Raw genomic sequence first — 13,652 nt, 5'->3', positions numbered from 1 at the left:
GGCGTGGACACCCGGGCAGAAGGGACCTCCGTGACGCCGTACCCGTTCTCGGCCGTGGTCGGGCTTGCCGACCTGCGCCTCGCGCTGTTGCTCACCGCTGTCTCGCCGGATGTCGGCGGGGTTCTGGTGCGAGGAGAGAAGGGAACGGCGAAGAGCACGGTGGTGCGTGCCCTGGCCGCGCTGCTCCCGCCGGTCACGGTGGTCCGCGGCTGCCGCTTCGCCTGCGATCCGGCGGCGCCCGACCCGGCCTGCCCGGACGGCCCGCACGCGGCGCGCCCCGACGGCCCGCATCCGGCCGGCTCCGACGGCCCGCACGCGGCCGGCTCCGACGGCCCGCACGCGGCCGGCTCCGACGGCCCGCATCCGGCCGGCTCCGACGGCCTGCACCCGGCCGGCTCCGACGTCTCGCTCTCGGCCGGTATCCCGGCGCTGTCCCGGCCGGCCGCGCTGGTCGAGCTGCCGGTGGGGGCGACCGAGGACCGGGTGGTGGGCACGCTCGACATACAGCGTGCGCTGGCCGACGGGGTCAAGGCGTATGAGCCGGGCCTGCTCGCGGCCGCGCACCGCGGCGTGCTCTACGTCGACGAGGTCAACCTGTTGCCCGATCACCTGGTCGACCTGCTGCTGGACGCGGCGGCGATGGGCCGGGCCCACGTCGAGCGGGACGGGGTGTCGGTCAAGCACGCGGCCCGGTTCCTGCTGGTCGGCACCATGAACCCGGAGGAGGGCGAGCCCCGGCCGCAACTGGTCGACCGGTTCGGCCTGGTGGTGACCGTCGGGGCGCCGCGCGAGGCCCGGGAAAGGGCCGAGGTGGTGCGGCGGCGGCTGGCGTACGAGGCCGGCCCCGGCGACTTCGCGGTGCGTTTCGCCGACGACGAGCACGCGCTGTCGCAGCGGATCGTCGCGGCCCGGGAACGGCTGCCGCGGGTCGTCCTGCCGGACGGCGAGCTCGACCGGATCGCCCGGGTCTGCCTCGCCTACGGGGTGGACGGCATGCGCGCCGACATCGTGGTGGCCCGGTGCGCGGTGGCCCTGGCCGCGTGGCACGGCCGGGAGCGGGTCACGGCCGGCGACGTGCGCGACGCCGCCCGCCTGGCCCTGCCGCACCGGCGGCGGAAGGACCCGCTCGACCCGCCCGGCACCGACGAGCAGCGGCTCGAGGAGGCGCTGGCGGAGGCCGAGGCCGAGCTCGAACGCGAACGCGAACGCGCCGATCGGGAGCGAACCGAGCGGGAGTGCGCCGAGCGGGAGGAGCGCGAGCGCGACGGCGGCCCGGACGACGACCCCGACGGTGGCGGCTCGCCGACCGGCGGTCCCGACGATGCCAGCCCCGACGGCTCGGGCGGCTCCGACAGCTCGGGCGGCTCGGGCAACTTCGGTGGCCCAGGCCGTTCTGGTGGCTGGAGCGGCTCCGGTACCCCGGGCGACATTTCGGGAAAGTCGGATTTGGGAGCCAGGAGAGGCGTGGGTGCGGCGGATGGGACCGAACACGGCGGAGCAGGACGGGGCGGGCCGGGACAGGGCGGCCTGGAGCAGAGCGGGCCGGGACAGGGCGGGCCGGGGCAGGGCGGGCCGGGACAGAGTGAGCCGGGGCAGGGCGGGCCGGGGCAGGTCGCGGTTGCGGGGAGTCCCTATCGGACCCGGACGCTCTCGATTGCCCGTCGTGGGGAGGGTGGGCATGCGGGGCGGCGGTCGCCGGCGTTCTCGCGGCGCGGGCGGGTGATCGGCTCGCGCGAGCCGCGCGGCAAGCTGGCCGGGGCGCCGCATCTGCCCGCCACCCTGCGGGCCGCGCTGCACCGCGGCGCGCGGGACGTCCGCCCCCGCGACCTGCGCGAGTCGGTGCACGTCGGCCGCGAGGCGAACCTGGTGCTGTTCGTGGTCGACGCCTCGGGGTCGATGGCCGCCCGCAAGCGGATGGCCATCGTGAAGACCGCGGTGCTGTCGCTGTTGCGGGACGCCTACCAGCGGCGGGACCGGGTCGGGATGATCACCTTCCGCGGGCACGACGCCGAGCAGGTGCTGCCGCCCACGTCCAGCCATGAGGTCGGGGTGCTGCGGCTCGCCGCCCTGCGCACGGGGGGACGCACGCCGCTGGCCGCCGGTCTGCGCCGGGCCGCCGCCACCATCGCCACCGAGCGCCGCCGGGACCCGCGTCGGCGGCCGCTGCTGATCGTGGTCACCGACGGCCGTGCCACCAGCGGGCCGGACCCGGTCACCGTGGCGCCCGCCCTGGCCGGGGTGGCCACCGTGATCGTCGACTGCGAGTCCGGCCCGGTACGCCTCGGCCTGGCCGCCCGGCTCGCCTCCGCCCTCGGCGCCGACCTGATGCCGCTCGGCCATCTCGAAGCGGCCACGGCCGGCTCCGCCACGACCATAAGGAAGGCTGCCTGATGCCGCAGGGGAAGGTCAGCGTCGTACCTCAGGACGGGTTGACCACCCGGCAGCGCCGGCGGCAGGCGGTCTTCGCGGTGCACACGGGGGACGGCAAGGGCAAGTCGACGGCGGCGTTCGGGATGGCGCTGCGGGCCTGGAGCGCGGGCTGGCCGATCGGGGTGTTCCAGTTCGTGAAGTCGGAGAAGTGGCGGGTCGGCGAGGAGTCCGCGCTCAAGGCGCTCGGCCAGGCCGGCGGCGCGCCGGTCGTCTGGCACAAGATGGGCGAGGGCTGGTCGTGGATCCAGCGGGCCGGCACCGAGCGTGACCACGCGGCCGAGGCGGCCGAGGGATGGGCCCAGATCAAACGGGACCTGGCCGCCGAGACCTACAAGTTCTACGTGCTCGACGAGTTCACGTACCCGATGAAGTGGGGTTGGGTCGACGTGGACGACGTCGTGGCGACGCTGGCGAACCGGCCGGGCACGCAGCACGTCGTGATCACCGGGCGGTACGCGGCGCCCGAGCTGCTGGCGGCGGCCGACCTCGTGACCGAGATGACCAAGGTCAAGCACCCGATGGACGCGGGACGCAAGGGACAGCAGGGCATCGAGTGGTGACGATCCCGCGGGTCGTGATCGGCGCGCCCGCCTCCGGACACGGCAAGACCACCGTGTCGACCGGCCTGCTCGCGGCGTTCGCCCGGCGCGGCGTGCCGGTGGCGCCGTTCAAGGTCGGCCCGGACTATATCGACCCGGGCTATCACGCGCTCGCGGCCGGACGGCCCGGTCGCAACCTCGACCCGGTGCTGGTCGGCGAGGACCGGATCGGCCCGCTGTTCGCGCACGGGGCGGCCGGCGCCGGGCTGGCCGTGGTCGAGGGCGTGATGGGCCTCTACGACGGGCGCACCGACGCCGGCGATACCGGCTCGACCGCCCAGGTCGCGGCGCTGCTCGACGCGCCGGTGATCCTGGTGGTGGACGCGGCCGCGCAGGGCCGGTCGATCGCCGCGCTGGTGCATGGGTTCCGCAGCTTCGGCAGCGTGCGGCTGGCCGGCGTGATCCTCAACCGGGTCGGCTCCGACCGGCACGAGGCCCTGCTGCGCGACGCGTGCGAGGAGGTGGGCACGCCGGTCCTGGGCGCGATGCGCCGCGCCGACGCGGTGGCGGCGCCGTCGCGTCACCTCGGGCTGGTGCCGGCGGCCGAGCGCCGGGCCGAGGCGCGCGCCTCGGTGGACGCGCTGGCCGCCCTGGTCGAGGCGTCGATCGACCTGGCCGAGGTGGCGGCGATCGCCCGTTCCGCGCCGCCGCTCGACGTCGAGCCCTGGGCGCCGCCGGCTGCCGGGGAGGCGGGGGAGCGGCCGGTCGTCGCGCTGGCCGGCGGCCCGGCCTTCTCCTTCTCCTACGCCGAGACGCCGGAGCTGCTGGAGGCGGCCGGCGCCGAGGTGGTCGTCGTCGATCCGCTGCACGACGAGAAGCTGCCGGCGGGAACGCGCGGCCTGGTGGTGGGTGGCGGTTTCCCCGAGGTGTACGCGGCGGAGCTGTCCGCCAACGAGCCCCTCCGCCGTGCGGTGGCCGCCCTGGCCGCGGCCGGCGGCCCGATCGTGGCCGAGTGCGCCGGGCTGTTGTGGCTGTGCCGCACGCTCGACGACGCCCCGATGTGCGGGGTCCTCGACGCGGACGCCGCCATGACGCCGACGCTGACGCTGGGTTACCGGGACGCCGTCGCGCTCTCCGACAGCCCCCTGGCCCCGGCCGGCACCCGGGTGACCGGCCACGAGTTCCACCGTACGACCGTCCACCCGCGCTCGGGTCTGCTGCTCTCCCCGGCCGCCGGCGCCGCCTGGCAGTGGCGCGGCGCCGACCCGGAGGGGTTCACGACGCCGGCCGTGCACGCGTCCTACCTGCACCTGCACTGGGCCGGCACGCCCTCGCTGGCCGGCAACGTGGTGGCGGCCGCCCGCACGAGAGCGTGAGCGGCGACCTCGCGCTCGGCGCGGGCGTGCGCCGGCTCGTGCTCGGCGTGGGCGTGCGCCGGCTCGTGCTCGGCGTGGACGCGCGTCGGCTCGTGCTCGGTGTGGGCGTGCGCCGGCTCGTGCTCGGCGTCGGCGCGCGCCGGGGGACGCCGGCGGCGGTCCTGACCGGCGCGATCCGCAGCGTCCTCGGCGAGGCCGGCCTGACGGCGGCCGATGTAGGAGTGCTGGCCACGATCGACCGCCGCGCGGCCGAGGACGGCTTCCGCGAAGTGGCCGCGGCGCACGGCTGGGAACTGGTCGCACTCGCGGCGGCCGACCTCGCGGCCCGCGACGTCCCGAACGCGAGCGACCGGGTCGCCGCCGCCGTCGGGACGCCGAGCGTCGCCGAGGCCGCGGCCCTGGCCGCCGCCGGTCGCGACGCCGAGCTCGTCCTCCCCAAGCGGGTCGTCGACGGTGTCACGGTGGCGGTGGCGAAGGCGTGAGAGAGCCTTCCCGGCGGTTCAGCTCTCCGGGTACTCCCACTCGTGGACGGGACGGTTCTCGTGCATCAGCGGGAGGTAGCGGCGCAGCATCTCGTGCAGGGCGTCGCGCCGGTCGTTGCCCTCGGCCTCGAGCGCGTGCAGGGTCCGCACCTGCCAGGCGGCGCCGTTGCGATGGGTCAGGCAGCGCTGCTCGATGATGCCGAGCAGCCGGTCGCGCTCGGCCGGGGACACGCCCCACCGCTCGAGGCCCTGGTGGGCCAGCGGCAGCAGGCGCCGCAGCACCAGCTCGGTGACCTGGATATAGCCCAGGCCCGGCCAGAACACGCTGGCGTCGATGCCGTGCCGGGCGCAGGCGTGGAAGTTCTCCTCGGCGGCGCTGAAGCTCATCTGCGTCCACAGTGGCCGCTCGGCCTCGGCCAGGTTCCGGATGAGCCCGTAGTAGAAGCCGGCGTTGGCCAGCGTGTCGAGGACCGTGGGACCGGCCGGCAGCACGCGGTTCTCCACCCGCAGGTGCGGGCGGCCGCGGACGACCGCGTAGATCGGCCGGTTCCACCGGTAGATCGTGCCGTTGTGCAGCCGCAGCTCGCTCAGCTCCGGGATCTCGCCGCGCTCCAGGATCTCGGCCGGGTCGGCGTCGTCGCAGATCGGCAGCAGCGCCGGGAAGTACCGCACGTTCTCCTCGAAGAGGTCGAACACGCTGGTGATCCACCGCTCGCCGAACCAGACCCGCGGCCGTACGCCCTGCGCCCGGATCTCCTCCGAGCGGGTGTCGGTGGCCTGCTCGAACAGCGGGATGCGGGTCTCGCGCCAGAGCTCACGGCCGAACAGCAGCGGCGAGTTCGCGCCGAGCGCCACCTGGATGCCGGCGATGACCTGCGCGGCATTCCAGTACGCGGCGAACTGCGCCGGACTGACCTGCAGGTGGAACTGGGTGCTGGTGCAGGCCGACTCGGGCGCGATGGAGTCGGTGGTGACCGCCAGCCGGTCCACCCCGTCGATGCGGATCTCCATGTCCTCGCCCCGGGCCGCGAAGATCTGCTCGTTCAGCAGCTTGTAGCGGGGGTTGGCGGACAGCGCGTCCAGCGTCATGTGCTCGCGGCGCAGCGTCGGGAGGATGCCGATCATCACGGTGTGCGCGCCCACCCCGCGGGCGTGCTTCTCTGCGTTGTTGAGGCTGGCCCGAAGCGAGCGCTCGAGGTCCGCGTTCTCGTCGCCGGCCAGCCGCCGGGGCGGCACGTTGATCTCGATGTTGTACTGGCCGAGCTCGGTCTGGAAGTCGGGGTCGGCGATCGCGCCCAGCACCTCGGCGTTGCGCATCGCCGGATCGGCCGCCTCGTCGATGAGGTTGAGCTCGATCTCCATGCCGGTCAGCGGCCGCTCGAACTCGAAGCGGGACTCGCGCAGCATCGCGGCGAACACGTCCAGGCTCCGGCGGATCTTGTGCCGGTATTTCGCCCGATCCTCTCGGGTGAAGTTGGTCTGCTCGACTTCCTCGCCCACGGCACACCACCTCTCTCGAGTGACTCCAAGTTCGCACACCGCAAGGGTCTGCGCCACAGGTGAGATAGCGTGCCTTTTTGCTTTTCAGGACAGCCAGGCCGCCGCCACCACCACGGCCACTGTCATGCCCAGAAATGCCTGCAGCAGCAGGGCCGGACCCAGATGCGACCACATGGTGGGAATGCGGGGAGTGAGCGGCTGCATGGTGGTCAGGTTGACCACCTGGACCAGGCGCACCGGCAGGCGTACGTCCTTCTGCGGTTGCGTGCGCAGCTGGATCAGGTCGCCGCGGTGCAGGGCCGACTGCGGCAGGTGACCGTGCATCTCGACCTCGTAGGTCTGGCCCAGGTCGTCGCGCACACGCACCGGGGTCACCAGGAACTCGGGACCCTTCTTCAGCTCCTTGAAGCTGCGCCGGGCCGGCCGCATGCGGATCAGCGAGCCGATCAGCTGGACGATGCCGGCCGCGAGAAAGACCACGATCAGTAACGGCTGGCCGACCTTCACCTCCCGTGTGTAGGACGTCTCATACCCGGCGAAGCGACCGGTGATGACGGGACTGACGTGCCGGAGGATCTGCTCTCGGTACAGCTCGACCTCGTCCATGGGGGATCACCTCCTGGATGTCTTCCTATCGTAAAGTGATCATCCAGATACCCAGCGTGAGTGAATTGGCCGTGAGAGGGGCTGAGATCGGGGTACGCGGGCGGTATGGAGCTATCCGAACTTCGCCCCCTGTTCGCCGGCCCGGGCCCGTGGGCGTCGGTCTATCTGGACGCCACCCGGGCCGAGGAGAACGCCGCGCACCAGATCGACCTGCGCTGGCGCGCCCTGGCCGACCGGCTCGCGACCGACGGCGCCGACCCGGCCACCGTCGACGCCATCGGGACAGCCATCCACGAGCACCCGTACCGGCCCGGCCGCTACGGCCTGGCGATCTTCGCCGCCGGCGGGAACGTGGCGCTGGCCGAGCCGCTGCCGGCGCCGCCACCGGCCGACCTCGCGGTGTGGGAGCCGCTGCCGCACCTCATGCCGATGATCGCGCAACGGGGCGAGGAGATCCCGTACGTGCGGGTCGCCGCCGGGCACGCCGGCGGCGATGTCTCCGCGATCGACGCCGACGGGGTGCCGCGCCGGCGCGAGGTGGCGGGCGGGGAGACGTTCCCGCTCCGCAAGGTGCACGCCGGCGGCTGGTCCCACCTGCGCTACCTGCACGCGGTCGAGGAGACCTGGAAGCGCAACGCGGGCGACGTCGCGGCCGCGGCCGCCGAGCTGGCCGGCCGGATCGGAGCCGAGGTGATCCTGGTGGCCGGCGATCCCCACGAGGTGCCCCTGGTGGTCGAACGTCTGCCGGCCCGCTGGCGCGAGCGGGTGGTCACCGCGAACCTGACCGGCGGCTCCGAGCACCTCGACGACGTCACCGTGCAGGCCATCGCCGAGGTGGCCGACCAGCACGCGCGGGCGGCGATCGAGCGGTACGGCGAGGGCCCGGCGGCCGGCGGTCTGTCCGACGTCGTGACCCGCCTGCAGCGCGGCCAGGCCGACACGGTCCTGCTGATCGACGACCCGTCCTCGACCGACCGGCTCTGGATCGGCCTCGACGACTTCAGCCTGGTGGCGGCCGAGCCCGATCTCCTGCGCCAGTCCGGGGTGGAAGATCCGGTGGAGGTACGCGCGGACGCCGCCCTCCTGCGGGCCATCGCCGGAACCGGCGCCGACCTCGTGCTGGTAGCCCCCGGCGAGGCCGAGCTGCCGCACGGCATCGGCGCGATCCTGCGCTACCGCGACGGGCAGAGCGCCGCGTAGCCCGCCCGCCCCGCGCCCGGCGGCCGCCGCTGCGTCGCCCGCAGCCAGGCCGCCGGGCAAATGCCCGAAAAGCGAGCGAATCTCCACTCGAAAAGGTGAACTGGACTCGGAACCGCGCCGGCGTGCGCCGGGAATGGGGGCAGGGGACAGATGGCACCTTCTGAGGCGTTCGTGAAGCCGGACAGCGTCCTCGCGCGTACCGCCCAGGCCATGCTGGAGGCCCACGCCGGCGGCGCCGGCCCGAGCGAGGGTATGACCGAGTGCCCCGCCTGCGGCGAGCCGCTGCCCTGCCCCGCGGGCCGCTCCGCCGCCGAGGTCGTCGAGGCCGCCGGCCTGGCCGAGGCTTCCGGCCTGATCGCCGCCGCCCGCCACGGCCGGGGCGAGCCCGCGTACGCGTCGCCCCTGGCCTTCGGATCCCCGCCCGAGTCGCCCTTCGCCGACCCCAGCCCCGGTTTCGCTCCCGGTCTCGCTTCGGCGTCGTCCGCCGCGTTCGCGTCCGCAGCCGATCTCGCCCCCGGCGCGCCCTCCGCCTTCCTCCCCACCGGCGATCTGGACCCCGCTTTCACCGAGCCCGCCTTCTCCGATCCCGCTTTCGCCGAGCCCGCCTTCTCCGACCCCGCTTTCGCCGAGCCGCCTTTCCCCGAGTCCGCCCGGCCCGGGTCCTCCTTCGGGAATCCCTCGTTCGCCGAGCCCTACCCACCGAGCGAGGCCCAGCTCAACCCACCGTCGCCCGACGACCTCCCGCCCTGGGCCGGCCCCACGGCCGGCGCCCCCGCAACCCCCGGCGCCCCCGTAGCCGTCTCGTTCTCGACGCCACCCTCTTCCTTTGCGACGCCGCCCTCCTCGCTCGCGACGCCGCCTGCCGACCTGCCGCCCACCCTCACCGACCCACCGGGCCCGCGCCTGTCCGGCCCGACCGCCGCGTCCCTGGAGAACCCACCAGCCGTCCCCACGAACGCCCTCCACGCCGAGCCCCGCCTACCCGAGACCCCGCTGACCGAGGCGCCCCGCCTGGAGCCGATCCGCATGCCGGCCGAGGGCCGAAATCCCACCCACTTCGAACCCGAACGCATGGACCCGGTCGCCCCGCCGCGCATGGAGCCTTCCCACCCCGAGCCGATCGCCTTCGAGCCAGGCGCCCCCCGTTCCTTGACGCCCGAGTCCTACGCCCCCACTCAGCCCGGCCCCGTTGCTCCCGCGCCCGAGGCCTACCGCCCGGCGCCGTCCGGGCACCGACCGGCCGGTCCCGAGCCCTCTCTTTCCGCTCCGGTCACCCCCGAGGCCCGCCCGCCCATGCCGGCCCCGGCGAACATTCCGACCGCTCCCGCCACCCAGCCGCAGTACCCTTCCGACTCCGACCCGCTCCTGAGCAACCGCGGCATCTACCCGCCGCAGAACCGGCCCCTCGACGCCCCGCTCTACACCCCGATCCGCCCCACCGCCGCAGGCCCCACCGCTGCGGGCCCGGCCGCCGCCGGCCCCACGGCAACGCCCGGCGCACCCGCGCAGCCGACCTCACCGGCCGCGCCCATGGCCTCGACCGGCCTCGGCACTCCGCCGCGCCCCACCCAGCCCGCGACCACCCAGCCCGCGACCACCCAGCCCGCGACCACTCAGCCCGCGACCACTCAGCCCGCGACCACTCAGCCCGCGACCACCCAGCCCGCGACCACTCAGCCCGCGAACGCCCAGGCCGCCCAGCCCGGGATCGCGCAGCCCGTTCAGCCCGGAGTTGCGCAGACCGCCCAGCCCGGATTCGCGCAGACCGCCCAGCCCGGATTCGCGCAGACCGCCCAGCCCGGATTCGCGCAGCCCGCTCAGCCGGGGGTCGCCCAGCCGGGGATGGCTCAGCCCGGAGCCGCTCAGCCGGGAATCGCGCAGCCCACCCCATCCGGAATCGCCCAGCCCACCCCCGCACCGCAAGCCACTCAGCCTCCGGCTGCGTTCACCCAGCCGCAGGCCCCGGCTCCGCAGCAGGCGCCCCTTGCCGGCCCAGGCGCCGTCGCCCCGCCGACGAGCGGCCTGACTCAGCAGGGAGCGAGCAGTCCAGCTCAGCCGGGTGCGACTGGCCCGCTTCAGCCGCCCACAGCGGGCCCGCTTCAGCAGGGTTCAGCCGGCGCTTTCCAGCAGGGTTCGACCGGCCCGCTTCAGCCGGGGCCGAATGGACCGGTTCAGCAGGGGCCGAGCGGCCCAAGCCAGCAGGGGCCGGGCGGCCCAAGCCAGCAGGCGCCCAGCGGCCTGACTCCGCAAGGCCCGGGAGCGCAGCAGGCCCGACCCGCCCAGAATCCGCAAGGCGCGGCCGCCCAGAGCCCCGCACCGGGCCCGACCGCCGCAGCCGCCCCGACCGCCGGACCCACCCCGGGCGCGCAGCCGTCGGGCGGCCCTTCCAACCGCTTCGGCGGCGACGGCGCCGAGCAGCCCAGCGGGCTCGGCATCCGCGCCAACCGGCCGCCGCTCGAGCCCCCGCAGATGGGCCAGGCCACCCCCGGGGCGCCGGCAACCCACGGACCCGCCGGCCCGGCGGCCGCGACCCACGGACCAGGCAGCCAGACACCGCCGGCCTCCGGCGCCGGAAGCCAGACGCCTGCGGCCCAGGCACCTGCGGCTCAGGGACCCGGGGCGGCTCAGGGACCTGCGGCCCAGGGACCTGCGGCTCAGGGACCTGCGGTCCAGGGACCTGCGGCCCAGGGAGCCGCGGCCCACGCGCCGGGAGCACAAGCTGCCGCCGGGCAACCGCAATCGCCCAACCAGCCGCCGCAAGCCGAAGCCAAGACCGGCCGCCGCAACCGCCCACGGCTGGAACCGCCGCAGATGGGCCAGCTCAACCGCCCGCTCGCCGACGGTGGCCCGCAGACCCCGCCGCGCAACGGCGGCCCCTCTTGAAGAGCACGAACGCCCCAGCGCAACGCGGCGAAGCAGACCAGCGAATAGTGCGACCCACTAGGCCGCAACGGCGAGCTCGGTCCACACCACCTTGCCGTCGGTGACCGGCAGCACGCCCCACGCCTCGGTCAGGTCCCGCACCAGCCACAACCCGCGCCCGCCGGGGGACGCCGGGCCGGGGTCGGCCGGCTTGGGCATGCGCCGGCTGCCGTCGCGGACGCTCATGCTCAGCCGGCCGTCGCGCAGGCCGAGCGTGAACTCCATGGTCGTGTGCGCGTGCCGCACCACGTTGGCCACCAGCTCGGTCGCGATCAGCGCCGCCGTGCCGGTCAGGTCCGAACGGTGCCACGCCTCGCAGGCCTGGGCCACCAGCTGGCGCACCTGCTTGCACGCGTCCGGCACCGGCCGCAGCCGCACCCGGATGCGTTCCGGCTCGGGTTCCGCGTCCGCCTCGGTCATCGCCGCCTCGCAATCGTCCGCGTAGAGAATGTCCGAACATTCCGGCGCCGCCGCGACGGCGGCCCGGGTCGCGGGGGAGGCGCCGCACAGCACGATCGGCACGTGCGGCCAGTCCGCCGTCTGACAGACCACGGCCGACAGCGCGGACAGCCCCAGCGGGTCGCCGATCCGCAGGTCGGCCAGGTCGAGCAGCAACCGGGTCGGCTGCGTCGCCAGGCTGCGCCGGACCGCCTGCTGGAGCGCGTCGCCGGTGACCGGGTCCAGGGTTCCGCTCAGCCGCAGCAGGGCCACGGGCCGGTCCCGAACCGGCCGGCAGACGAGCTGACTGGGCATCCGTCTCCTCCGTGGCCGACCAAGTGCCTCCCTGGTGCCCGGCGCCCGGCGGTAGCAAACGTCAGACGTGGCGATCCGTGGCTAACCTGGGCGTCATGGCTGCCGGCCGGGTCGGGTTGCGGGCGCTCTTGCCGTACCTGTCGCGGCACAAGCGCACCCTCGCGGTGGTCGCCGTGCTCAGCCTGGTGGCCGCCGGGGCCGCGCTGGTGCAGCCGCTGCTCGTGCGCCGGGTGCTCGACGGCGTCTCGGCCGGCCGCCCGGTCGCCGGGCCGGTGGCGCTGCTGGTCGGTCTGCTCCTGGCCGGCGCCGCGCTGCGCGGCGTCCGCGACTATCTGCTGCAGCGGACGGCCGAGGGTGTGGTCCTGGTCACCCGGCGCCGGCTGGCCCGGCATCTGCTGCTGCTCCCGATCGCCGAGTACGACCGGCGCCGCACCGGCGACCTGCTGTCCCGGGTCGGCGCCGACTCGACGCTGCTGCGGGCCGTGGTCACGTCCGGGCTGTTCGAGATCGTCACCGGCGCGGTCATGGTCGGCGGCGCCCTGGCCGCGATGGCCTTCCTCGATCCGCTGCTGCTCGGCGTGGCGGTGGCCGCGCTGGCCGTCGGCCTGACCGTGGCGATGACCGCCTCGCGCCGGGTGCGCGGGCTCTCCGAGCAGGCGCAGGCCCGGCTCGGGGAGATGACCTCGGCGGTCGAGCGGGCGATCTCGGCGGCGCGGACGATCCGGGCGAGCCGGGCCGAGGAGCGCGAGGCGGCGACCGTCGCCGAGGGGGCCGGGCAGGCCTATCGCGCGGGCGTCCGGCTGGCCCGGCTCGAGGCGCTGGTCGGCCCGGTCGCCGACACCGCGATCCAGGGCGCCTTCCTGCTGGTGCTGGCGGTCGGCGGGGTCCGGGTGGCGTCCGGCGCGATCAGCGTGGGCAGCCTGGTGGCGTTCATCCTGTTCCTGTTCTTCCTGGCCATGCCGTTGGGACAGGCGATTCACGCCTACACGCAACTGCAGACCGGGCTGGGTGCGCTCCAACGCATCGAGGAGATTCTCGCGCTTCCCGCGGAAACCGAGGACGACCCCGCCCGTACGCCCGGAGCAGCGCAAGCCGACGCACCCGCCGTCGCCTTCCGGTCCGTCGATTTCGCCTACCCGGGCGAGCGGCCCGTCCTGCATCAGGTGTCGTTCGAGGTGCCGCGCGGCAGCCGGATCGCGCTGGTCGGTCCCTCCGGCGCGGGGAAGTCGACGATCCTGGCCCTGATCGAGCGCTTCTACGACGTGACCGGCGGTGGCATCAGCGTCGACGGCCACGACGTGCGCGACCTGCCCCGCGACGCCCTGCGCGCCCGCCTCGGCTACGTCGAGCAGGAGGCGCCGGTGCTGGCCGGGACCCTGCGCGACAACCTGCTGCTGACCGCCCCGGAGGCGACCGACGACGAGCTGCTGGCCGCACTCGACGAGGTCAACCTCGGCGGCCTGGCGGAACGGGGGAGCGAGGGACTCGGGGTGCAGGTGGGCGAGGGCGGTGTGCTGCTCTCCGGGGGCGAGCGGCAGCGCCTCGCGATCGCCCGCGCCCTGCTCACCGACGCGCCGATCCTGCTGTTGGATGAGCCGACGAGCAATCTCGATGCCCGCAACGAGGCCGCCCTGCGCGAGGCGATCGCCACCGCCGCCGTGAAACGCACCCTGATCGTGGTCGCCCACCGCCTCAGCACCGTGGTCGACTCCGACCGCATCGTGGTGCTGGAGGAGGGCCGGGTGGTGGCCACCGGGCCGCATCACGAGCTGCTCGGCACCAGTCCGCTCTACCGCGAGCTGGCGGCCCATCAGCTCCTGGTGTCGTGACACACCTCTCAGCCA

General features: G+C 74.9%; 10 protein-coding genes. 7 read left to right on the top strand and 3 right to left on the bottom strand.

Annotated features, from left to right (window positions below):
* Positions 1 to 3: 3 nt before the first annotated feature.
* The 4 genes from ACQP2F_RS28970 to ACQP2F_RS28955 are packed head-to-tail and all read left to right on the top strand — an operon-like array spanning position 4 to position 4,827.
* Positions 4 to 2,391: a VWA domain-containing protein gene (locus tag ACQP2F_RS28970; protein WP_433292803.1), complete on the top strand. Its 2,388-nt coding sequence runs from the start codon at positions 4 to 6 to the stop codon at positions 2,389 to 2,391.
* Positions 2,391 to 2,990 carry a cob(I)yrinic acid a,c-diamide adenosyltransferase gene (gene cobO / locus ACQP2F_RS28965; RefSeq protein ID WP_433292801.1) on the top strand — a complete coding sequence of 200 codons (600 nt, stop codon included), beginning with the start codon at positions 2,391 to 2,393 and terminating at the stop codon, positions 2,988 to 2,990. The genes ACQP2F_RS28970 and cobO overlap by 1 nt, the downstream gene beginning before the upstream one ends.
* On the top strand, positions 2,984 to 4,345 hold the full coding sequence (locus ACQP2F_RS28960; protein WP_433292799.1) for a cobyrinate a,c-diamide synthase: 1,362 nt from the start codon (positions 2,984 to 2,986) through the stop codon (positions 4,343 to 4,345). The genes cobO and ACQP2F_RS28960 overlap by 7 nt, the downstream gene beginning before the upstream one ends.
* Positions 4,342 to 4,827, top strand: coding sequence for a cobalamin biosynthesis protein (locus tag ACQP2F_RS28955; RefSeq protein WP_433292797.1), 486 nt, complete (start codon positions 4,342 to 4,344; stop codon positions 4,825 to 4,827). Before ACQP2F_RS28960 ends, ACQP2F_RS28955 begins: the two co-directional genes overlap by 4 nt.
* Positions 4,828 to 4,845: 18 nt before the next feature.
* On the opposite strand, the gene ACQP2F_RS28950 is transcribed toward ACQP2F_RS28955, so the two are convergent.
* Positions 4,846 to 6,327: a glutamate--cysteine ligase gene (locus tag ACQP2F_RS28950; protein ID WP_433292795.1), complete on the bottom strand. Its 1,482-nt coding sequence runs from the start codon at positions 6,325 to 6,327 to the stop codon at positions 4,846 to 4,848.
* Between the two features lie 84 nt (positions 6,328 to 6,411).
* Positions 6,412 to 6,933, bottom strand: coding sequence for a hypothetical protein (locus ACQP2F_RS28945; protein ID WP_433292793.1), 522 nt, complete (start codon positions 6,931 to 6,933; stop codon positions 6,412 to 6,414).
* A 105-nt stretch (positions 6,934 to 7,038) separates the two neighbouring features.
* Between ACQP2F_RS28945 and ACQP2F_RS28940 the strand changes: the two genes are divergently transcribed.
* Positions 7,039 to 8,133 carry a Vms1/Ankzf1 family peptidyl-tRNA hydrolase gene (locus ACQP2F_RS28940; protein WP_433292791.1) on the top strand — a complete coding sequence of 365 codons (1,095 nt, stop codon included), beginning with the start codon at positions 7,039 to 7,041 and terminating at the stop codon, positions 8,131 to 8,133.
* Positions 8,134 to 8,283: 150 nt separating this feature from the next.
* Positions 8,284 to 11,016, top strand: a complete 2,733-nt coding sequence (locus ACQP2F_RS28935; RefSeq protein ID WP_433292789.1) for a hypothetical protein — start codon at positions 8,284 to 8,286, stop codon at positions 11,014 to 11,016.
* A gap of 57 nt (positions 11,017 to 11,073) precedes the next feature.
* On the opposite strand, the gene ACQP2F_RS28930 is transcribed toward ACQP2F_RS28935, so the two are convergent.
* Positions 11,074 to 11,808 (bottom strand): ATP-binding protein, encoded by a 735-nt coding sequence (locus ACQP2F_RS28930; RefSeq protein ID WP_433292787.1) that lies wholly within the window; start codon positions 11,806 to 11,808, stop codon positions 11,074 to 11,076.
* A 95-nt stretch (positions 11,809 to 11,903) separates the two neighbouring features.
* Between ACQP2F_RS28930 and ACQP2F_RS28925 the strand changes: the two genes are divergently transcribed.
* The gene (locus ACQP2F_RS28925; protein ID WP_433292785.1) at positions 11,904 to 13,637 is read left to right on the top strand and encodes an ABC transporter ATP-binding protein; all 1,734 of its coding nucleotides are present in this window, start codon (positions 11,904 to 11,906) and stop codon (positions 13,635 to 13,637) included.
* The last annotated feature ends 15 nt before the right edge of the window (positions 13,638 to 13,652 follow it).

This window comes from Actinoplanes sp. CA-030573, assembly GCF_050951115.1.
GTDB lineage: Bacteria > Actinomycetota > Actinomycetes > Mycobacteriales > Micromonosporaceae > Actinoplanes.
This window is presented reverse-complemented; position numbering and strand designations above follow the sequence as displayed.

What these genes read in the sequence shown, in the direction of transcription:
- cobO (WP_433292801.1), top strand. Translation starts at nt 2,391, where the DNA reads ATGCCGCAGGGGAAGGTCAGCGTCGTACCTCAGGACGGGTTGACCACC.
- ACQP2F_RS28945 (WP_433292793.1), bottom strand. Translation starts at nt 6,933, where the DNA reads ATGGACGAGGTCGAGCTGTACCGAGAGCAGATCCTCCGGCACGTCAGT.
- ACQP2F_RS28940 (WP_433292791.1), top strand. Translation starts at nt 7,039, where the DNA reads ATGGAGCTATCCGAACTTCGCCCCCTGTTCGCCGGCCCGGGCCCGTGG.
- ACQP2F_RS28935 (WP_433292789.1), top strand. Translation starts at nt 8,284, where the DNA reads ATGGCACCTTCTGAGGCGTTCGTGAAGCCGGACAGCGTCCTCGCGCGT.
- ACQP2F_RS28930 (WP_433292787.1), bottom strand. Translation starts at nt 11,808, where the DNA reads ATGCCCAGTCAGCTCGTCTGCCGGCCGGTTCGGGACCGGCCCGTGGCC.
- ACQP2F_RS28925 (WP_433292785.1), top strand. Translation starts at nt 11,904, where the DNA reads ATGGCTGCCGGCCGGGTCGGGTTGCGGGCGCTCTTGCCGTACCTGTCG.